Here is a 19,777-nt window from a genome sequence, read left to right on the forward strand (position 1 = left end):
TCTCCATACGTTTTTGGCCGGATATTTCTACATGATTTGCAATTTGGTTTGATGCCGTAACCTGTATGCGTTGATAGTACGGAAATGTAGCTAATGGAACGATCGAGCGCATTAGATCGGGTCGAAGCGTTTCTCGACACGATTGAATCTGAACCGATGGCAGTCCCAATCAGAGAAGTATGGGTGTATGGCGATGTTGCACTTGGATTGGATCCGATAGACCGATTAGATATCTATGTGACAAAAGATATTTTATTGCGATCCGATCGTGAAGCAGCAGCAGAATTTGAAGAAACACATGGTGTGAAGGGAATTGGCCAGACTGTAACTGCAGAATGGGCAGAAACCTATCCGGAGTATATTCGAACAACTGATAGCGGTCATGCCGCACCTGAAAAATGTCTTGCTACACACTTATTGGATGAGGATGAGCCAATCCATCTTGAAGTGTGTAACGCGAGTTTCGATGATAACGTAACCCAGCGGCTCAAAGGTGCCATAGCAAACGAAACATATGAGCAGATTCTCGATCCACGCGGCGTTTGTCTCTGGGTTGATGGACAGCGCGGCGAGGAAACGTTACAGAAACTTCGCGGTGGTGAACTTCCGTTCCCAACACTTTCTGGTGCACTAGAGATGTTGGGAATTGATACAGAGACAGCAACAGAAGCAGCTGCTGCGATGCAGGCGTACCGATCGAAGCAAACCGGTTCGACAGTTCGTGGCGATATCGTCTAGCTGTCTTACGGTACTTTGCCAACGGTCACATCGAATGGCACTAATTCAACACGTCGATACTCCTCGGTTTGCATCTGGTCAATTACGTCTCTCCCCATCGACCGCCACTTCGATCGGAGCGTGTCATATCCCATATTCGGCTCGCTTCCTGCTAACCCGGATTTGATCTCTATATCGTGTTTCTGCAGCCCCGAGCCGGTTGCTTTCGCCTTTGCATCTGCGAGCGCAGCCGCCGAGTAGGGCGGTTCGATCCGTTTTTTATGGTGATACCGTGTTGTCGATCGGTTGCGTAACCCAACCTGCTCAAACAATGTTTGCACTGTGTCTCCGAGTGCTACGTCAGTTTCGACACCACGGAGGAATGCATCCCGGACAGTTTGTTCGAGTTCTGCTTCTTCCCGCACTGTTGAGGTGACACCAACCTGTGCGTTGTTTGGCTCAATCGCAGCTACGAGGTCCGAAGAAACCCGAGCAAACTCCTCAACCGCGACCTGCGGATCTGGGAGATTGATAAGCAGTGCTTGACAGACCACGAGATCAAAACTATCTGTTGCAAACGGGAGACGAAACGCATCCCCCTGTACGTACTGCCCATCAGTTTGTCTCTGTGCAACATCCAACAGTGATCGATCTGCATCCACACCAACAACAAGCGGTGGCGTTGTCTGTTGTGCTGTTGCTTCTACAGACAGTGTCTGTGTGAGTTCGCCAGTTCCGCAGCCAACGTCAAGAATTCGATCGCGATCACCAAGCGAAAGTGCAGAGAGCGCTGCTGTGGAGTCTTCCCACATCCCGTCACGGGTTCGCGTAAGGTACTCAGCAGAGAACCGGCGCATTCGGTATGTTACTCTCCGTTTCGGTACTGGCGGACACGTTCAATATTCCACGCGAAGCTTTTGCCATCTTCCGTTGGCGTTTCTAGTGCAAGTGGAACGTCCGCAAGATCTGGATGCGTAATGAACGCCCGCATCCCCTCCTCACCGATGAGCCCTTCACCAATGTGTGCATGCTCGTCTTTGTTCGTTCCGCATTCGTGTTTGGAGTCGTTCAGGTGAATGTATTTGAGGTGTTCGAGCCCGACAACATCGTCGAGTTCAGCGATTGTGTTATACACCGCCTCTTCGGTAGAGAGGTCATAGCCTGCGGCGAAGGCGTGGGCAGTGTCAAGACAGATGTCAAGATCTTGGTTGCTCAGTTCGAGAACCCGAGCAAGATGTTCAAAGTCACCGCCAAGTTTGGTTCCGCTGCCTGCGTCTGATTCGATGAGAACGGTCACTTCGTCAGGAATGTCGAGTTCATCGAGCACGCTTGCAGCGTTCTCAAGCCCTTGGTCAACACCAGCGCCGGTATGTGCCCCAAGGTGGACGTTAACATACGGGATTGAGAGTTTCTGCGCTGCATCAATCTCTTTTTGCATCGAATCGATCGACTTTGCTCGAAGACCGTCCTTTGGTGTGCAGAGGTTGACAAGGTATGAAGTGTGAATTACCCATGGACCATCGAGCGTTGCTTCAGTTTCGGAGATAAACAGTTCAATCTCCTCGTCGTCAAGGTTAGGATCTTGCCACACCTGCGGAGAGTGAGTAAATATCTGTCCGCAGTTACCGCCAAACTGCTCCTGTCGAAATACCGCGTTTGCAATGTTGCCGTGCGGTGGCGTTGTCGGATCATTGTATGCTTTCGAACTGGAGATGGAAACATGTGCTCCAACGTGAAATGTCATTATATCCTCAAAGAGATGCGCCGACAAATGGACTTCGATATACGAAATATCAGCAACGATACTTTCGACGGTAGCTCTATGTAGCCGATCGAAATAGAATCTATAATGACTGGAACTGACGGGCTAGTTGTAGGTGAGGAAGTCCCGGAGTTTTCTGCACCGCTTGTGGCACCCGATGCAGATCGAGAGGAACGATCGCTCTCAGAATTGCTTTCCGATGGCCCAGTGCTCTTTTGTTTTTATACTGCGGATTTTAGCCCTGACTGTATCGAGGAGTGGTGTTCGTTCAGAGATTTTGACTGGTTCGCAAGCACAAGCGACGTACAGGTTGTTGGGATTAGCAAGTCTCGGTCGTGGATTCATCAGCAGTTTATCGATTATTTAGATCTACAGTTCCCACTGTTTAGTGACCGAGACCTCACAATTGCGGAGGCATTTGACGTTCGGTACCGAGTATTTGGCCTGTTTGAGCGATCAAAACGGTCATGCTTCCTCATCGATGAGGATCGAACTGTTCGGTACAAATGGGTCGGACAGCATTGGCTCGATCCAACTCGTGACGTGCCGCCAGTAACCGAGATTTTTGAAGGTGTGAGAAACGAGCTTGGTGCTCCAGAAACGGAGACGTTTGGATTTGATGCGGCGATGACAGACTGAGTACTTAGCTTCTGCTTCGCTCTATTACCCACGAATCTGCATTGTACTTTTTTTCTGCTCGGTCGTGAGCACGTGACAGCTCTGCATCCGTCCACGCCCCATTAGTTGCGGCAGCCCACTCACGGAGTGTTTCTTCAAGTATATTGACGGCAGCCGATCGGGAACAGTCGCTTTCTTCGTCAATACCGGTAACACGATCTCGAAACTGCGCTGGTGAAACAGTATCAGTATTAAATACGCCAAGATGCTCCGGTGCACGGACACGATATGTGAGCGAGCCGTGTTGAATGACTGCATCGGACTGTCGATATTGGGCATTGCCACTAATTTTTCGACCATTCGCGACAATATCATGTGCCGGGTGTAATGCCCGAAGGTAACAGGCGGGATGATAGATTTCAGGAAACTCTTCAGAGACAAACGCTGCGCTAACGCCCATTCGATCGAACGCAGCGAGGATTGGATCACACAACAGTCGATAACAGTCCATGAGGTCTCCAGGGAGTTCGTCTTTTGGTGCGATTATCGAGTAGGAGATATCACCGTCAAAGTCGTGATAGATGCCGCCGCCGCCGGTTTGTCTTCGTGTTACGTCGATCCCATTTCTTCTACAGTAGCCCCACTCAACCGTGTCAGGATCTTGTGTATATCCAAGCGAGAGACAGCTTGGCTCCCACTGGTAAACACGTACTGTCCGTGGTCCACCAGAAGCCGCTGTTTCGGCTGCGATTTCATCAAGTGCCATGTTCATCGCTCCCGATCGGCGCTCTTCTGTGATCAGGCGCCACTCTCTGTCGGCCAGTGTACTCATACAAAAACAAGACGGCCAGGTGTGAAATTCGTTGTGTCCCGATCGATCTGTTATGGCCAAAGACCGCGGGTATCTTTTGCGGCTGCAATGCGTGAGAGTGCGACTGCGTAGGCCGCATCACGCCAAGTCATTTCATCACGTTCGTAGACTGCTGTAACATCATCCCACGCAGAAAGCATCTTTGTCTCAAGTTCGGAGGTAATCTCCCCGTAGGTCCACGACTGGCGGTTAATGTCTTGGAGCCACTCGAAGTATGATACAGTGACACCACCGGCGTTTGCGAGAATATCCGGTACAACTGGAATCCCCCGCTCCTCCAAGATTGCGTCTGCCGCGAAGGTTGTTGGGCCATTTGCCCCTTCAACAACAATATCTGCGGAGATATTATTCGCGTTCTCTTTGGTGATTACGTTACCAATTGCGGATGGTGCAAGGATGTCAACATCAAGCTCAAGCAGCTCAGCGTTCGAAAGCCGTTCCGGAGCACCATCGAACTTCGTAACTGCTTCTGGCTCCTGTTCGTGGTCTGGGATCTCACTTGTGTCAAGTCCATCCGGATCGTATGCTGCACCGTTCACGTCGCTGACTGCGACAACTTTTGCACCCCAGTCGTCGAGCAGCCGAGCAGCGTTTGCGCCGACACTTCCGAACCCTTGGACAGCAACGGTTAGTTCGTCCATCGGCTTATTATAATATTTTGCTACCTCTCGGCTGATAATCGCAACACTGCGTCCTGGTGCTGCTTCACGCCCTTCGCTACCACCAATAACAGGTGGCTTTCCAGTTACAACACCAGGAATTGTTTCTCCTTCTTGCATACTGTATGCATCCATGAACCACGCCATCGTCTGTGCATCAGTTCCCATATCTGGTGCAGGAACGTCTTTCGTCGGCCCGATCGATCCACGGAGCTCTTCTGCAAATCGTCGGGTAAGACGCTCTTTTTCCGCGTGGCTCAACGACTTTGGGTTAACAGCGATGCCGCCTTTTGCGCCCCCGAACGGGAGATCCATCACTGCACACTTCCACGTCATCCACATTGCGAGGCCGGTACATTCCTCTGCGGTTACTTCTGGGTGGTATCGAAGCCCACCTTTGTACGGCCCTCGAACATCGTCATGTTGTGCACGGAAGCCGGTGAACACCTCAACTTCACCTGAGTCACGGCGGAGTGGAACCGAGACCTGCAACACTTTTGTTGGGTGTTTCAGTCGCTCAATAACGTTCGGATCGACTTCGGTGTACTGTGACGCCCGCTCAAGTTGGAATAAGGCGTTGTTGAGCGTTGAATCCGGGGACTCTGTGGAGTGCTCTTCGTCGGAATGGTCGTCAGTGCTGGCCTGCATTGGTAGATGTTACGCTAACAAAAACAATTAAATATGACTATTTGATCGTCCTGTGGCATTGTATATCATAAATAATCACAAAAATGTCGTGGTGAGACCGGAGGATGCTTTATTCACTATTTCTGAGCAGTGGTATGGAGGCTATCGCAGTTGTTCACGGCGTGCTTCTCTCACTTGGGTTAATTGCTGCGCCGGGGCCACAGAATATTTTTTTATTCCAACAGGGTGCGGCACATCAGCAACTCCGATACGCAGCACCGAGTGCGATCGTTGCAAGCGTTGCAGATACAGTGTTGATCGTTGCGGCAGTGGCTGGTGTTTCGATTTTGTTGTTGCAGTTCGTCTGGCTTCACGCCGTGCTGTTTGCAGCAGGGAGCGTATTTTTATTCTACTTCGGGTGGCTGTTGCTCACGAGTCCAGCACTCTCGTTTGATCCAGCGGTGAGTGAGCCGCTTGGGGCACGCGCTCAAATTGGATTCGCTACGTCGGTGTCACTACTAAATCCACATGCGCTGTTAGACACGATCGCCATTATTGGAGCAAATGCAGCGGTGTATACCGGGATCGATCGGTGGCTGTTCGCTGCTGGGTGTATCGCTGTTTCGTGGCTGTTTTTTGGTGGCCTCCTCGTCGCTGGGCACCTGTTTGGAATGCGAGCAGACACAGATTCATGGGCAAGACGGCTCCGGTATGGCTCGACCGCGATCGTCTGGGTTGTTGCAGGCTATCTTGGATGGCAGTTTTTGACGATCGGCATTGATTTTATATAGCATAATAAGATATATCTTCATGGTCGATAACTCGCCGGGCTTTTACTCTCGGCTGTCCGATTAGGCCTCATGGTCCAGAATATCGCGGGTATTGTCCGCGAACTTGAGCCCAAAGATTTCTATCTCTTATCTGGTGTTGAACAAGGGATGCGATTCTCCGAGTGGGTCAACCGGGAGAAACTGCCGAACTACTCACAGCTCACAGAAAAAGAGGTTCAGTATCGGCTCGATCGGTGTATGCGACGTGAACTCATCGAGCGACGGACAATCCAGTACGAAGGCTACCAACTGACATTTGAGGGCTACGACGTGCTTTCGCTTCGGACGTTTTCCGAGCGCGGCACGATCGACGGTGTTGGTGCACCTCTTGGAGTGGGTAAAGAGAGTGACGTCTACGAGGCAATGTCGTACAAACCGCTTGCATTGAAGTATCACCGAGAGGGCTATACAAACTTCCGAGAGGTCATGCGCGAGCGCGACTATACATCCGAAAATCGCCACGTCTCTTGGTTATACACGGCTCGAAAGGCAGCCGAACGCGAGTATGAGGCACTCGAAGCGGTGTATCCGCGAGTATCCGTTCCCCGACCGATCGATCAGAATCGACATGCGATCGTCATGGACAAATTCGACGGTGTCGAGCTTGCACGGACCAAGTTGGAATCCGAGCAGGTGGTGGGGGTAGTTGACTTAGTGTTTGATGAACTTGCAGGTGCGTACACAGAAGGGTACATCCACGCAGATCTGAGTGAATATAATATTGCGATCGATGAGTCCGGGATTACGATCTTCGACTGGCCACAAGCAGTCCCAGTTGATCACGAAAACGCGGTAGAGTTCTTGGACCGCGATATCAAAAACGTCCACAAATACTTTGCTCGCAAATATCCCCGTGAGATTCCTGCAATCGATATTCCGGCAGTACGGGATGCAATCATCTCGAATTCGTTTGATTCGCTGCGATCGTATAGTGAATAAACCAATTAGTGCGATATCAAATACCGTTCTCACCGGCTGCCTCTCGGTACACGCTGTAGATGCGCCACGTTGCGTTTTTAAATTGGGCGAAAACAGTACGAGTGCAGTGGAACGATCCGTGTACCGCAAGACAACAGAGTATACGGTTAGTTCGGTGCAGACAATGCAAGCGTTACGGACTCCGCTTCAATATCCTCAACGAATGCCCCCCGACCGCCAACCGTGACCAATGCTTCGTCCTCAGTTTCGATCGTGAGGCTGTTTTCTACGGGGAACGTATTGTTGACAGGCGCGACGATTCCTTGGACAACATCAACGACTCGACCCGAAACCGTCGTGTGCTCGTTTGTTTCAGTCGATCGGCCGGAAACAGTCACCCAGAGATCGGAGTCTGACCAGAGCCACAGTGTGGCTTGGAACACTGCTCGCCTGAAGTCAGTGTACGTTACGGGGAGTTCGTCAGGATCTGCAACCGCAACCTCGTCTGCAACTGGCCAGTAGTTTCCGAAAAATGAGCCAACAATCACTGGACCGAGCTGTTCCTGTGCAAAGACGATCGCCTGTTTCCCCGAGTTCGCGCGAACAAGCATTTCAGCCGGTGCAACAAGGCCAAGCTGTCGGTCAACAGCAACCATTGTCGGCATCAGCTCTCGCCAGACGCGGGTGACGCTTGCAATTGATTGTGCATCTTCCGGCGCGTCGTCAGTTCCGGAAACAATGAGTAGAACAAGGACGCCACGATCGACAGCTGCGGTGAGTTCGGAGCGAAGTTCCGTAAGAATCGGTTGTGGAACGGAGATCGTCAGCTCCGTCTCAGCTTCAGCAATAAGCGCCTTAATTCGTTTTTCAACAGTAACCCGAGCTTTGATAACCTCAAACTGCTCGACTGCAGGCTCCGTTTTGGCGAACCGCTCTTCGAGTCCAGGTTTCATTGATTCAACATCGGCAGTAAGACGCGCAATAACTTCTTCTGGATCACGTGCACGGATCATCGTAGGAACAACGTGGTCGTTAACGTCCACGAACCCTCGATCTTCCAGTACCTCACTGACACTGTAGACATATCGTTTTGAAACACCGGCGGCCTCTGCGATCGTACTGGCTTTCGCCTCTCCGTGCGCTAAGAGCGTAAGATACGTATCCACCTCTTTATCAGAGAAGCCGAACCGATGAAGAAGATCGCTCAATGTCGAATCGTCCATACTCTCACACCTGTTGGAAGCTATTTATAAACGATGATCAATTTGATGATGCCTGTTCGAGAATAACAATATCATCGACAGCGATCGCATCGCCATCCTCGACAGCTGTTTCAGCGACTAAATCAGTCGTATCAACAGCGACTGGAAGCGTGACCGTAGCGGTGTCTGTTGCGAAGTTACACACAACAACATACGATTCCGTCTCATCCGATCGCGTGTACGCAATGACTGCAGCTGGCTCTCCGCTGTGGACCGTCGGGGATATCTGTGTGAGTTCGCCGCTCGCAAGGGCAGGATGGTCCGATCGGAGCGTAGTGAGCCGGCGATGGAACTGAGTCAGTTCGGCATCTCCATCGTGCCATTTCATTGGGCCTCGGTACGCAGTCATCCCACGCTCTTGGCCGTAGTAGATCATTGGCGCGCCGGGGAGCGTAAAAATAGTGCCAACTGCGGCACGAAGTGCCTGTTCACCACACTCCGCAATGTATCGATCCTCATCATGATTTTCGACGTAGCGGAGATGGACTGAATCATCAGGGAATCCCTGCCAGCGGCTGTTTGCAAGCGCATCAAAGATTGCGGTTGCAGGGCGCTCTCGTGAACCGACAGCCAAGAGTGTGTCATAGAGTGTCGTATCGTAGTGCATATGGAACTCGTTTTCATGGTAGAACGGATCTCGAGGAATGGTCTCATCAAGGAGTAAAAAGTTATCAGGAACGCGATCGCGTACCTCTTTCCAGAATCCGTGTGAGACACCCCATGCAACATCACAGCGGAATCCATCAACGACGGTCGCCCACTCGTCTACAACATCAAGCATCCACTGTCGAACCGCAAGCGAATCGTAGTTCAGATTTGGAATCCGCTGCCAGGTGAAATAGAACTCCGGTGAGTCCTCACCAGCCCACGAAACACCGGTTGTGTCCCACGCTGCAGGCATGCGTCGATAGTAGTCGCTGTAGCTGTCAACACCCGCGGAGTAGAGCTGGAATGCGGGGTGGTCCCGTGAGCTGTGATTGATTACAAGGTCAAATACAACTTTGATTCCAGCGTCGTGACATCGATCGACAAGCGACTCGAACGCTGCCCGCGTCCCAAGGTCGCTTGCGGTGGTGAAGAAATCAGTAATGTGATAGCCATGCCTTGTTGGACTCTCCAACACCGGCGTCAGCCAGAGCATGTCAATATTGAGCGATTCGAGATACGCAACTCGACGCTCAATCTCGCGGAACGTGGTTTGGAGTGTCTCACCGGCAAATGATCGGACGAAAATCTCATACACCGTCGGTGACCTCGCCCATGTCGGTGGTTCATTTGGACGGTCAATGTCGATCGCCCCACTGTCTGTAACCGAAATAACGATCGTATCTGCAACGCTGTGTCGCTCACCAACCGCAACGGCGTGAAGCCGGAATGGCTCGGAGGAAAGTTCAGCCGTCTTTATTTCGACGGTTCGCGATGTCTGTTTGAGTATGTCCGCTGCGACCGTTTTCCGATCGTCACTGAACCACTCAACAGACAGGCTCTCATCGTCGTGTTTGCTATCGTATGGGGCAGTTGGTGTTGCAGTCACCGTGATTGAATCTCCAGTAACAGCACCGGAGAGCGATATTCGCGGGCGACCGGGGCCGGGAACTGTGACCGTTTTTCGGACCTGTTGAGAGAGATCGTCGTTTGGGCAGAACGAAACAGTGTGTTCACCCGGTGCAAGCATACATTCAAGCACGTACGCATCCTCCGTGCGGGCTGGTCTATCAGCACCAACAAAGTGGTCATTGAATGCACCGATTGCGGAGACGGAGTCAATGTCTGTAGCTGGCAGTTGAAATTCGTCAGTGTCGCAGTGAACGGTTGTCAGTTGCCGATCGTCTTCGAACACACGAACAGTTTGGGTGTGTGTTCCATTCGGGCCGGCCAGTGTCAAAAGATATGTCCCAGTTGTATCGGGAGAAAAGTGAATCACCGGACCATCTTCAAGAGCAACAGTACTGTTTGACGGGGCAGATTCGAGACGCCAACGGTACGTTGCAGTTGGATCAGGATCACGAGGTGCGAGTTCGATCGATCGACCAACCGTTGTGAACCGAGGTGGTCCAGGATGATGCATTACTCATACCTGAGTAGGCGGGGAATAATGACTATTGCCATCGCGCTAAAACGTGTGAAATACAATTACACCAAGAATTATATGTGCGCAACACGGCTGAATGAACAATGCAGTTACGCGATGCGCTCGATGACTACAAGCGCTATGTGGAATCAGGGACACGGTTTCCGGGTGAGCGGCGCACGACAGGTGGCCGGTTTACGGGTGACGCCGACCGGTTAGTACATATAACTGAGAACGGATCACTCAGAGATTTTGGTTATCCACTCTCCGGATTAACTGGTATTGAACGATCGAGATTTGGGCTCCGTGTCGATGAGACGATTATTTGGTTTGATGATTCTGAGGTCACATCTACGCAGTCATACGGTGAAGAAACAGTCGTAAAAACAGTTCACAAGACGGCACGTGGAACGGTAACACAGTATGATCGTACCGTTGGCCGAACACATCTGACGCAGTTTTCGGTCTCAACCACGTCGAATGTGGGTGCAAACAATATTTCGATCGTTGCGTATGTCTCGCTGGCCCCCGACGGGCAGGATACACGAATTGGGCAGCTACACCACGATGAGTCGATCGAAGTGTATCATTCCGACGAGCATGATTTTATTTCATCATCAACCGGATTCCGATCGTTTCGTGGACAGGTGCCTGCGAAATTTGATGACGTGCTTGCAACGGATCCAACCGAATATCCTCGGCCAAAAGCAGATGGACGGTATGAAGAGGATAGACTCAGTGGTGATGTCGTTTGTTACCTCCCTCTCGAAGACGGTCAGGTAACATACGCGACGATGCTTACCTCGCGAGCAGAGACAACGCGACCTGAAGCGCAAGATCTGCTCTCAGGACTGTTCGAAACCTACGCGGACGAATTAGAATACCCGCCGACGGGAACAAACCATTCAACCCGTTACGCACAGCGCCCAAACGCACCAACAATTACGGCCGATCTACGCGTCCTCTCGTTGCTTGCTGCACCAACTGGACTCAGAATCGCCGGGCCTGATTTTGACCCATACTATGTTCACTCAGGTGGGTATGGCTACACATGGTTCCGCGACGATGCGGAAATCTCACGCTTCCTGTTTGAGACTGATGAACTGGCGGAGTTAGGTCTTGAGGAATGGCATGAACGAAGCGCTCGTGCCTACTGTGTGGCCCAACGCGATGATGGAAGCTGGCCACATCGTGTCTGGCCACACAATGGATCGCTTGCACCAGGATGGGCGAACGCACGATTGGAAGCTGGAAGCAATGACGATTATCAGGCTGATCAGACGGGGAGTGTGATTGCCTTTTTGGCACGCTACCGATCCTCGATTACTGATGAAGCCCTGCTTGAGATGGTTGATGCAACGCTCGAAAAGGCGCTCGAGAGTTTGGATGAAACCCTTGAACAGGATGGTCGGCCAGTGCAGTGTCAGAACGCATGGGAGGACACAATCGGGCGGTTTGCACACACTGCCGCAACCTTCCTTGAGGCATATAGCGCGCTTGCAGCAAGCGAATATGAACGAGCAGCCCATGCAAGGGCACAAGCGGATCGCGTATATGATGCGATCGATGATCTCTGGGTTACCGATCGAGAATTGTACGCGATGCGAGAGCGGCCAGCCACGGAGATTGCTAATGGAAAATCACGTATTGACCGTCGGGCAGATGCTGCAACGCTCGCACTTGTTGGCGCACACAGAGCTTACGCGGCGATTGGATCGATCGATGAAAAACGGCGAACACGGCTGTGTTCTCATCTTGAATCAGTCATTGACACGCTTTGGCACGATCCTGACGAGAGTGAGGTTTCAGGATTGGTTCGGTATGAAGGCGACGGGTGGCGACAGCGCGATCAGGATCACGAAAAGATCTGGACAGTCTCAACGGCATGGGGTGCAAACGCTGCTGCACAGCTTGCAGAGTTGCTCTCGGATGCGGATGATCCCCGGGCGATTGAAGCTGCAGCGGAGGCCGAGCGGCTACTAGCGTGTATTGCACTTGATGGGCCACTCTCTGCGTCAACAACGTATCTTCCGGAACAGTACTTTGATGATGGAACGCCCGATAGTGCGACACCGCTTGGATGGCCACATGCGCTTCGACTTGCAACAACGGTTTTACTCGAAGAAAGTGACGTTGCAAGCGCGCTTCGACAACCAGCAGACTAGTAGAACGGATAGTTTTCGGATCGTTTAGACGGTCGCAGTGATACGGTTTCGTTCCGCAACGATCGACGTTCCGGAGTCCGTAGCAAAGAGATGCAGGTCTTCATCAGCAAAATCAATCGAGACACGATCGCCAACAGTTGGCTCGATTGCCGAGTCAACGCGGGCAATAAAATCAGGCGATATATCCAAATAAAGGTAGTTATCGCTTCCAACGGGTTCAACAACATCAACGGTTGCTTCAATACCACCGCTCTCTACGATTTCAATATCTTCCGGCCGTATTCCTGCGGTGTATCGTTCACCATCGGCAACGTCGAACGCCGTGGTTTCATAGACGAATGATTCGCTCTCGCTCCGTAGTTCGGCAGTGCCCGATCGCTCGTTGATACCCACATCGACGAAGTTCATACTTGGAGAGCCAACAAACCCACCAACAAACTTGTTTACTGGATGCTGATAGACGTGTTTGGGGGCACCGACCTGCTGGAGTTCGCCATCTTTGAGAATGACCATGCGATCGCCCATTGTCATTGCCTCTTCTTGATCGTGTGTCACGTAGACCGCAGTGATGTCGAGTTCATCCTGGAGTCGCTGAATCTCCGTTCGCATCGTGGTTCGGAGTTTTGCATCAAGATTTGAAAGCGGCTCATCAAAGAGAAACACATCAGGTTCACGGACGATCGCACGGCCGAGTGCAACGCGCTGTTTCTGTCCACCGGAGAGCTCATCCGGTTTCTGTTCGAGCAGCATCTCGATACCCATCATCTCTGCGGCCCACTCGACTTTCTCTCTGCGAGCAGCCTTGCCGAGATCTGTGCTCATTCGGAGTCCGAACTCCATGTTCCCGAACACAGTTTTGTGCGGGTAGAGCGCGTAGTTTTGAAAAACCATCGCCACATCTCGCTTTCGCGCACTGAGGTCAGTCACGTCTTCATCACCAATATAAATATGACCGTCTGTTGGCTTTTCGAGACCCGCAAGCATACGAAGTGTTGTCGACTTTCCGCAGCCGGATGGGCCAACGACAGTGATGAACTCACCATCTTTGATATCGAGTGAAAAATCATCAACAGCGACTATTTTCCCTGTATCAAATTCTTTCCTGAGATTTTCAAATCGTACTGTTGCCATTATTCATTGTGGTAAGAGCCAATAATTAAGTCTTGCCCTCAATTGTAAATTTGTGAACGGATATTTCATCCCAAATTACATCAGAAACCCAATCTTTAAATAAACGAACTCATTATTCATCATAGATTCACGCATGTCAATGGATCGCAGAACACTACTCGGAATTCTTGCAGGTAGCGGCTCCCTAGCCGTTGCAGGTTGTATCGGCGTCGAAGACTCAGGAAACGGCAACGGAAACGGAGGCTCCGGAAACGGGAATGGAGACGGTTCTGGGAATGGCTCCAGCGATGACTCCTCATCTGCTGGGTCAACTGGCGGTGACGCGAGCTTTTGGTACGCACTTTCTGAGAGCGAATTGGCGATCGTCGAAGAGGCGATCGACGATTTCAGTGGCGAAAGTGACTATGAAATTGACGGCTCCGATATCGCAGAACTTGAAGACCGACTTGTAAGCGCAATCCCAACTGGCGAGGGTCCAGAGGTATTCAATTGGGCACACGATTGGGTCGGTGACTTTGCAGAGAGCGGATTCCTCTCCGCACAGACGGACAACATCGAATTAGATCTTGAGGGTACGTTCACCGAAGCAGCTGCACAAGCGGTGCAGTATGACGGTGATATCTACGGTGTTCCAACTGCAGCAGAAACGGTTGCCCTCGTGTACAATCGTGATATGGTTGATGAACCGCCGGAGACACTCGAAGAGATGCAGGAGATCATGGACGAGTACCACGATCCTGCAAACGGAATGTATGGCCTGAGCTTCCCGCTTGATCCGTATTTCTACAGTGCGTTTGCTCACACATTCGGTGGCTACTACTTCGATGAGGAGGACCTGTCGCTTGGTCTCACAGACGACGACACGATCGAAGGTTTCCGTGTGATTCTTGAGGAGCTTGATCCGTATATGCCACAGGATCCGGAGTACGATGCACAGGCTGCGGTCTTTAACGAAGAGAGTGCCCCATTTGCGATCAACGGCCCATGGTTCGTTGGTGGGCTTGAGTTTGATCACGGTGTGACAACGCTTCCAACCGTTGACGGGTCACAACCATCCCCGTACACTGGTATTCGGATGCTCTACTTTGCGTCAGAGATGGACAACGACGAAGCGCGTGCATCAGCTGCACGAGAGTTTGTTGAGTGGTACGCAACAAATCCGGAGCTGGTCACAGATATCTCAGAGGCACAAGGATTCGTTCCAGTGCTCCAAGAGGCAGCAGAAAGCGACGATCTTTCCGAGTCAGTCCAAGGCTACGCGGAATCCGCAGATACTGGAATTCCGATGCCGACACATCCGAATATGAACAGCGTGTGGGAGCCGGTTGAAGATGCATTCTTGAACGCCTACACAGGTGATCAGAGCCTCGAAGATGCAATGGCAGAGGCAGAAGAGCGGATTGAGTCAAACTGGGACTAATTACGAATAATGTCTACCTCAACCGTTGCACAGCGCGTGCGGGAGTTTGAGTCAAAACTCCCGGACAAATACTCGGACAACGTTGCATTCTTGCTTGTTGCACCGGGGTTGTTCTTCTTTTCGGCGTTCATGTTCATCCCGATGGGATACCTCATCATGATGTCCTTTACTGACGCCGAGCTTTCCACCGTATTTCAAGATGCTCCCGGCTTGTGGGGCTCATTGTTTGGGACTGCAAACTTTGTTGGATTAGAAAACTACACGACGCTGCTTGCAGATCCACTGTTTTGGAATTCAATCGGCGTGACCTGGCTCTTCGTTCTGACGAGTGTTACGCTCAAAGTCCTACTCGGGCTCACTGTTGCTGTTGTGTTAACACACAGTCTGGTTCGTGGAAAGCGGTTCATGCGCGCGCTTGTAATTATTCCACTTGGCCTGCCGGCGATCTTTTCGATCACGGTCTGGCGTAACGTCTTTTCGTCAGCACGGTTCGGGCTTGCGAACCAAGCTCTCACGAGCCTTGGCTTCGATCAGGTGGCATGGCTTAGTAACCGATGGCTTGCGTTCCTGTCGTACAATATCACCGAGATGTGGCTTGCATACCCGTTCATGGTGATCATTACGGTAAGTGCACTGCAGAACGTCTCCGATGAGCTTCATGATGCAGCGAAAGTTGATGGTGCAGGATTCCTCGCACGCTTTTGGCACGTGACACTTCCATCGATCAAGCGGCCAGTCATGTTCGCGGCGATCTTGACTGCGGCGGCGTCCTTCCAGCAGTTCCTTATTCCGTTTATTTTCAACCGGGGTGGGCCTGCTCGATCGAACGAGCTCATCATCCTCTTTGGCTACCGTGAGGCGTTCTCCGGCCGTGCATACGGAGAGGGTGCGGCAATCATGTTGACTGCAATCTTCTTTATTGCAATCTTCATGGTTGTCGCGGTGACCAAAGGCAAACTCGCAGAGGGGGCACACGAAACATGAATATGCTCAAAGCGATCGTTGCACAGATCAGAGACGATACGCTGGAGGTGCTACGTGCACCTGCGAGGTTGTATCGTGGCTCCCGGTATCAACTCAGACAGTACCGAAAAGGGAAAATCGGGTTAGGGACGCTTGTTGCACCGTTGTTTGCAACCGCAGGCGCACTTGCGATGGTGTCGTTGCTCCTGTTGCCGATGTACTGGATTCTCATTACGGCGCTCTCCGGTGGTGAGGGCTCGCTTGTCTCCGCTGGCGGCTTCCAACTGCTCCCGGACGGATTTAATCCGTTCTTGATCTTCCAAGGCGACTGGTGGATGGGGATGGACTTATCCGCGTTTGTCTGGGTGATTGGTGATGTTGTCATTCCAAGTCTCCGTATCTCGCTTGGCCCGCTCGGCATGGACATTGTCACGTCTGAGCTGGTCCTGTTCGAGGCGGCAAACTACGGTGTTGAGAATCCATCAAACTTCACCTTGTACGCGTGGAATAGCTTCACTGTCGCAGTTCCAACAGTCTTGTTAGGCATGGCTGTTGTTGTACCGGCAGCGTATGCATTCTCCCGTCGTGAGTTCATTATGCAAAAGAAGATTCTCTACGGCTACATCCTGTTTACACAGGTCGGTGGTGGCCTTGGAATTGCAGTGCTTATTGCACTGTATGCACTCTTTGTTGAATTTGGGCTCACGAATGACAAACTTGCGCTTGCCGCCTACTACGCTGCATTGGCAGTACCATTCAATACGTGGCTTCTGAAGACGTTCATGGACTCGATTCCAGCGTCGTACGAGGAGGCCGCAATTATTGATGGTGCGCCGCCATGGCGGATCGCATACGAAATCATTCTCCCGCTTTCAAAAGCAGGGATGGCTGCGATCTTTATTTTCGTCTTCCTTGCAGGATGGACGGAGTTCATTGTTGCCCAAACAGTGTTGCAGCCCGAGAACTACACGCTCCCTGTTGGACTGTTCGCCATCGTCGGTGAGTACTCCACGCCATGGGCACGATTCTCTGCATTTGCATTGACATTCGCGGCGCCGATCATGTTCATCTACCTGTTTGCACAACGGTATATTGAACAGGGGCTGTCCTTCGGCGGCATGGAAGGATAGCAAAAACTCGGCGATCGCCTATTTTTTCGCAAGCGACTGAGAGACATACCCACAGAAGGGGTGTTCCGAAGCCCTTAATGTACCCACACGGGTAGAACACATAACTCGCTGGCAGACGGGCTCCCAGCGGGCACCCGAACACCGTTCGGGACGAAATGTGGCGGTATATCCGCTGAATCGCAAGCGCCCGTGGTGATACATATGGCACGAAGCTTCTACTCACACATCAAAGAGGCCTGGAAAAACCCGAAAGACGGCAAACTCGCTGAACTCCAGTGGCAGCGAAAGCAGGACTGGAGAAAGCAGGGCGCGATCGAGCGGATCGATCGCCCAACTCGACTTGACAAAGCACGCGAACTCGGCTACAAAGCCAAACAAGGCGTTGTTGTCGTTCGTGTTGCAGTTCGAAAAGGTGGCGCTCGGAAACAGCGACACAAAGCAGGCCGCCGATCGAAACGACAGGGTGTCAACCGAATCGGACGACGAAAGTCGATTCCACGAATCGCAGAGGAGCGCGCGGCACGCAAATATCCAAACCTGCGTGTGCTGAACTCCTACTGGGTCGGTGAAGACGGATCGCAGAAATGGCACGAAATCATTCTTGTCGATCCAAATCATCCAGCGATCCAGAACGACGACGATCTCAGCTGGATCTGTGAGAACCAACACAACCGCCGTGCATTCCGTGGCCTGACCAATAAAGGCAAGAAGGGACGCGGACTCACAAAGAAAGGGAAAGGAACCGAGCACGTCCGTCCAAGCATTAACGCAAACCGCGGACGCGGCAAATAACGGCCGCTGCGACGGTTCAGTCCAGTTCAGTTCAGTTCGATTCAACACCACAGTTTTCTATTTTTCGCCTGTTTGAGCGACAGCGCAGTCTTTGTGAACCGTATTATCGGGGGATGGGAATCTACATACAGGATTTAGAGCATGTCTGGTAACAGTACAGCTATGAGCGTTGTGAGTCAGTATGAGGCTGTTCTGTGGCAGACCATGGAGTGGCTGGGAATTACCGAATCGATCGAACGGAAGATCTTGGTTGCAGTTGGAATCCAGTTTACGATCTCCATCGGTATTTTTGTACTTCCGTTTGTGCTGTCGGGGGGAATACTGGTCGCTGCCCAGATTGGCCTCTTTAGTGGGGCAGTGATTGCGTTTCTCAATACGATACTCATCGTTAGACGTGACCTCATAGACCCATTATATCGGATCGAACAAGCTGCAGAAACAATTGCCCGTGGGAATGTTCAGACAACACAGCTTGAGACCGCGCAACAGGACGAGGTCGGTGATCTGATCCGATCGTTCAACGGCCTGCAGTCGTACCTAACAACCGTTTCACGAAAGGCGGATGCGCTCGCAGCACAGTCGTTTGATGATCCAGCGCTCGATGAGCCGGTTCCAGGGCCATTTGGTGCGTCGATCGATCGAATGGCAACTAATCTCAAATCACACACTGCAGCGCTGGAAGCTCGATCGAAGGAGCTACAACAGCTTATTGGTGCGTTTGAACGCTCGACTGAGGCCGCAGCCGATGGCGACCTGACTGCGACGATCGATCCGGACGTTGTCGATGACACGGGCGAATATGCGGCGGTGATACAGCAGTATAACCAGCTGCTTGAGCGGCTGAGCGAGTCGATCGGGGAAGCAGCAACGGTTGCTGATGGGGTTGCAGACTCAACAAGTACTGTTGAATCGAGCGCACAGGAACTCAACCACGCGGGTACGGAGATTGCCGGCGCAACGGATGATATCGCAGCAGGTGCAGACGCGCAACGAGAACGGCTCTCTACAATCACGACCGAGATGAGCACGCTCTCTGCGACTGTCGAAGAGATTGCAGCATCGGCCGAAGAAGCAACTCGGACCGCGACCGAGGCGGCTACTGTTGCAAAAGGGGGACAAAAAGAAGCCACAGAGACCATTTCGGAGCTTTCAACGATCGAATCAGAGATTGAGAACACTGCTGATGCGGTTGAGGCTCTTGTCAGCAGAATCGATGCGGTAGATGAGATTGTAACCGTGATCGAAGAGATCGCAAACGAAACGAACCTGCTTGCGCTGAATGCGTCGATCGAAGCAGCCCGTGTCGATGGCGATGGCAGTGGATTTGCGGTCGTTGCTGATGAGGTCAAGTCGCTCGCAGAGGAGACAAAGGAATCAGCAGCGGAGATTGGCGACCGACTAGACGCAATCCAAACGCAGTCTGATGAAACGGTCACTGATGTTCGAACCGCAAGAGATCGAGTTCAGGCACGGATCGACGACGTTGAACAGTCGCTTGAGCGGTTTGATGAGCTCGAAACGGTTGTGACAGCGGTGAACGAGAGCGTCCACGAAATTAGCGATGCAACAAGCCAACAAGCCGTCTCTGCAGAGGATGTTGCAGCGCTCGTCGAGGAAGTATCAGACATTAGTCAGTCAACAGCGAACGATGCGGGATCGGCAGCAGCAGCGGCAGAAGAGCAGACTGCATCGCTCACAACGGTTGCAGATGCAACAACACAGCTCTCTGGACAAGCAGACCAACTCGCATCGCTGCTCTCTCAGTACCAGACAACACAGTTCACGCGCGATGACCGAATAGCACAAGCAACCGTTGTAAATTCCACAAGCTAATTGCGTTA

17 protein-coding genes are annotated in these 19,777 nt (G+C 51.9%); 10 read left to right on the forward strand and 7 right to left on the reverse strand.

Going from position 1 to position 19,777, the window contains the following annotated elements; translation table 11 throughout:
• Positions 1-93 precede the first annotated feature (93 nt).
• A complete protein-coding gene (locus AArcSt2_RS01405; protein ID WP_250582428.1) occupies positions 94-738 on the forward strand; it encodes a DUF7095 family protein in 645 nt (214 codons plus the stop codon).
• A 5-nt stretch (positions 739-743) separates the two neighbouring features.
• On the opposite strand, the gene AArcSt2_RS01410 is transcribed toward AArcSt2_RS01405, so the two are convergent.
• Positions 744-1,574 carry a class I SAM-dependent methyltransferase gene (locus tag AArcSt2_RS01410; protein WP_250582430.1) on the reverse strand — a complete coding sequence of 277 codons (831 nt, stop codon included), beginning with the start codon at positions 1,572-1,574 and terminating at the stop codon, positions 744-746.
• An 8-nt stretch (positions 1,575-1,582) separates the two neighbouring features.
• Positions 1,583-2,461: a deoxyribonuclease IV gene (locus AArcSt2_RS01415; protein WP_250582432.1), complete on the reverse strand. Its 879-nt coding sequence runs from the start codon at positions 2,459-2,461 to the stop codon at positions 1,583-1,585.
• 105 nt (positions 2,462-2,566) lie between these two features.
• Between AArcSt2_RS01415 and AArcSt2_RS01420 the strand changes: the two genes are divergently transcribed.
• Positions 2,567-3,118 carry a redoxin domain-containing protein gene (locus AArcSt2_RS01420; protein ID WP_174652868.1) on the forward strand — a complete coding sequence of 184 codons (552 nt, stop codon included), beginning with the start codon at positions 2,567-2,569 and terminating at the stop codon, positions 3,116-3,118.
• A 4-nt stretch (positions 3,119-3,122) separates the two neighbouring features.
• On the opposite strand, the gene AArcSt2_RS01425 is transcribed toward AArcSt2_RS01420, so the two are convergent.
• A complete protein-coding gene (locus AArcSt2_RS01425; protein WP_174652867.1) occupies positions 3,123-3,929 on the reverse strand; it encodes a lipoate--protein ligase family protein in 807 nt (268 codons plus the stop codon).
• A gap of 50 nt (positions 3,930-3,979) precedes the next feature.
• Positions 3,980-5,275 (reverse strand): glutamate dehydrogenase GdhB, encoded by a 1,296-nt coding sequence (gdhB, locus tag AArcSt2_RS01430; protein ID WP_250582434.1) that lies wholly within the window; start codon positions 5,273-5,275, stop codon positions 3,980-3,982.
• Positions 5,276-5,409: 134 nt separating this feature from the next.
• On the opposite strand from gdhB, the gene AArcSt2_RS01435 reads away from it, so the two are divergent.
• Together AArcSt2_RS01435 and AArcSt2_RS01440 are read left to right on the forward strand one after the other, a co-directional pair.
• Positions 5,410-6,045 carry a LysE/ArgO family amino acid transporter gene (locus AArcSt2_RS01435; protein ID WP_250582437.1) on the forward strand — a complete coding sequence of 212 codons (636 nt, stop codon included), beginning with the start codon at positions 5,410-5,412 and terminating at the stop codon, positions 6,043-6,045.
• Positions 6,046-6,114: 69 nt separating this feature from the next.
• The gene (locus AArcSt2_RS01440) at positions 6,115-7,023 is read left to right on the forward strand and encodes a serine/threonine-protein kinase RIO2 (protein WP_250582439.1); all 909 of its coding nucleotides are present in this window, start codon (positions 6,115-6,117) and stop codon (positions 7,021-7,023) included.
• Positions 7,024-7,169: 146 nt separating this feature from the next.
• On the opposite strand, the gene AArcSt2_RS01445 is transcribed toward AArcSt2_RS01440, so the two are convergent.
• Together AArcSt2_RS01445 and AArcSt2_RS01450 are read right to left on the reverse strand one after the other, a co-directional pair.
• Positions 7,170-8,225, reverse strand: coding sequence for a TrmB family transcriptional regulator (locus AArcSt2_RS01445; protein ID WP_250582440.1), 1,056 nt, complete (start codon positions 8,223-8,225; stop codon positions 7,170-7,172).
• 37 nt (positions 8,226-8,262) lie between these two features.
• Positions 8,263-10,332, reverse strand: a complete 2,070-nt coding sequence (locus AArcSt2_RS01450; RefSeq protein ID WP_250582442.1) for an alpha-amylase family glycosyl hydrolase — start codon at positions 10,330-10,332, stop codon at positions 8,263-8,265.
• 107 nt (positions 10,333-10,439) lie between these two features.
• On the opposite strand from AArcSt2_RS01450, the gene AArcSt2_RS01455 reads away from it, so the two are divergent.
• A complete protein-coding gene (locus AArcSt2_RS01455) occupies positions 10,440-12,500 on the forward strand; it encodes a DUF7997 domain-containing protein (protein ID WP_250582444.1) in 2,061 nt (686 codons plus the stop codon).
• 24 nt (positions 12,501-12,524) lie between these two features.
• Here the strand turns inward: AArcSt2_RS01455 and AArcSt2_RS01460 are convergent, their stop codons facing one another.
• The gene (locus AArcSt2_RS01460; protein ID WP_250582446.1) at positions 12,525-13,631 is read right to left on the reverse strand and encodes an ABC transporter ATP-binding protein; all 1,107 of its coding nucleotides are present in this window, start codon (positions 13,629-13,631) and stop codon (positions 12,525-12,527) included.
• 139 nt (positions 13,632-13,770) lie between these two features.
• Between AArcSt2_RS01460 and AArcSt2_RS01465 the strand changes: the two genes are divergently transcribed.
• From AArcSt2_RS01465 to AArcSt2_RS01485, 5 genes are all read left to right on the forward strand, one after another.
• Entirely contained in the window at positions 13,771-15,051 is a 1,281-nt protein-coding gene (locus AArcSt2_RS01465) for an extracellular solute-binding protein (RefSeq protein WP_174652859.1), read from the forward strand.
• Positions 15,052-15,060: 9 nt separating this feature from the next.
• Positions 15,061-16,035 carry a carbohydrate ABC transporter permease gene (locus AArcSt2_RS01470; RefSeq protein WP_250582448.1) on the forward strand — a complete coding sequence of 325 codons (975 nt, stop codon included), beginning with the start codon at positions 15,061-15,063 and terminating at the stop codon, positions 16,033-16,035.
• Positions 16,032-17,144 carry an ABC transporter permease subunit gene (locus tag AArcSt2_RS01475; protein WP_250582450.1) on the forward strand — a complete coding sequence of 371 codons (1,113 nt, stop codon included), beginning with the start codon at positions 16,032-16,034 and terminating at the stop codon, positions 17,142-17,144. The genes AArcSt2_RS01470 and AArcSt2_RS01475 overlap by 4 nt, the downstream gene beginning before the upstream one ends.
• 201 nt (positions 17,145-17,345) lie before the next feature.
• Positions 17,346-17,936, forward strand: coding sequence for a 50S ribosomal protein L15e (locus AArcSt2_RS01480; RefSeq protein WP_174652856.1), 591 nt, complete (start codon positions 17,346-17,348; stop codon positions 17,934-17,936).
• A gap of 162 nt (positions 17,937-18,098) precedes the next feature.
• Positions 18,099-19,769 carry a methyl-accepting chemotaxis protein gene (locus tag AArcSt2_RS01485; RefSeq protein WP_250582452.1) on the forward strand — a complete coding sequence of 557 codons (1,671 nt, stop codon included), beginning with the start codon at positions 18,099-18,101 and terminating at the stop codon, positions 19,767-19,769.
• Positions 19,770-19,777: the final 8 nt, after the last annotated feature.

The organism is Natronocalculus amylovorans (assembly GCF_023638035.1).
Taxonomy (GTDB): Archaea; Halobacteriota; Halobacteria; order Halobacteriales; family Haloferacaceae; genus Natronocalculus; species Natronocalculus amylovorans.

Coding starts and splice junctions, on each gene's coding strand:
- AArcSt2_RS01405 (WP_250582428.1), top strand. CDS start 94: ATGGAACGATCGAGCGCATTAGATCGGGTCGAAGCGTTTCTCGACACG.
- AArcSt2_RS01410 (WP_250582430.1), bottom strand. CDS start 1,574: ATGCGCCGGTTCTCTGCTGAGTACCTTACGCGAACCCGTGACGGGATG.
- AArcSt2_RS01415 (WP_250582432.1), bottom strand. CDS start 2,461: ATGACATTTCACGTTGGAGCACATGTTTCCATCTCCAGTTCGAAAGCA.
- AArcSt2_RS01420 (WP_174652868.1), top strand. CDS start 2,567: ATGACTGGAACTGACGGGCTAGTTGTAGGTGAGGAAGTCCCGGAGTTT.
- AArcSt2_RS01425 (WP_174652867.1), bottom strand. CDS start 3,929: ATGAGTACACTGGCCGACAGAGAGTGGCGCCTGATCACAGAAGAGCGC.
- gdhB (WP_250582434.1), bottom strand. CDS start 5,275: ATGCAGGCCAGCACTGACGACCATTCCGACGAAGAGCACTCCACAGAG.
- AArcSt2_RS01435 (WP_250582437.1), top strand. CDS start 5,410: ATGGAGGCTATCGCAGTTGTTCACGGCGTGCTTCTCTCACTTGGGTTA.
- AArcSt2_RS01440 (WP_250582439.1), top strand. CDS start 6,115: ATGGTCCAGAATATCGCGGGTATTGTCCGCGAACTTGAGCCCAAAGAT.
- AArcSt2_RS01445 (WP_250582440.1), bottom strand. CDS start 8,225: ATGGACGATTCGACATTGAGCGATCTTCTTCATCGGTTCGGCTTCTCT.
- AArcSt2_RS01450 (WP_250582442.1), bottom strand. CDS start 10,332: ATGCATCATCCTGGACCACCTCGGTTCACAACGGTTGGTCGATCGATC.
- AArcSt2_RS01455 (WP_250582444.1), top strand. CDS start 10,440: ATGCAGTTACGCGATGCGCTCGATGACTACAAGCGCTATGTGGAATCA.
- AArcSt2_RS01460 (WP_250582446.1), bottom strand. CDS start 13,631: ATGGCAACAGTACGATTTGAAAATCTCAGGAAAGAATTTGATACAGGG.
- AArcSt2_RS01465 (WP_174652859.1), top strand. CDS start 13,771: ATGGATCGCAGAACACTACTCGGAATTCTTGCAGGTAGCGGCTCCCTA.
- AArcSt2_RS01470 (WP_250582448.1), top strand. CDS start 15,061: ATGTCTACCTCAACCGTTGCACAGCGCGTGCGGGAGTTTGAGTCAAAA.
- AArcSt2_RS01475 (WP_250582450.1), top strand. CDS start 16,032: ATGAATATGCTCAAAGCGATCGTTGCACAGATCAGAGACGATACGCTG.
- AArcSt2_RS01480 (WP_174652856.1), top strand. CDS start 17,346: ATGGCACGAAGCTTCTACTCACACATCAAAGAGGCCTGGAAAAACCCG.
- AArcSt2_RS01485 (WP_250582452.1), top strand. CDS start 18,099: ATGAGCGTTGTGAGTCAGTATGAGGCTGTTCTGTGGCAGACCATGGAG.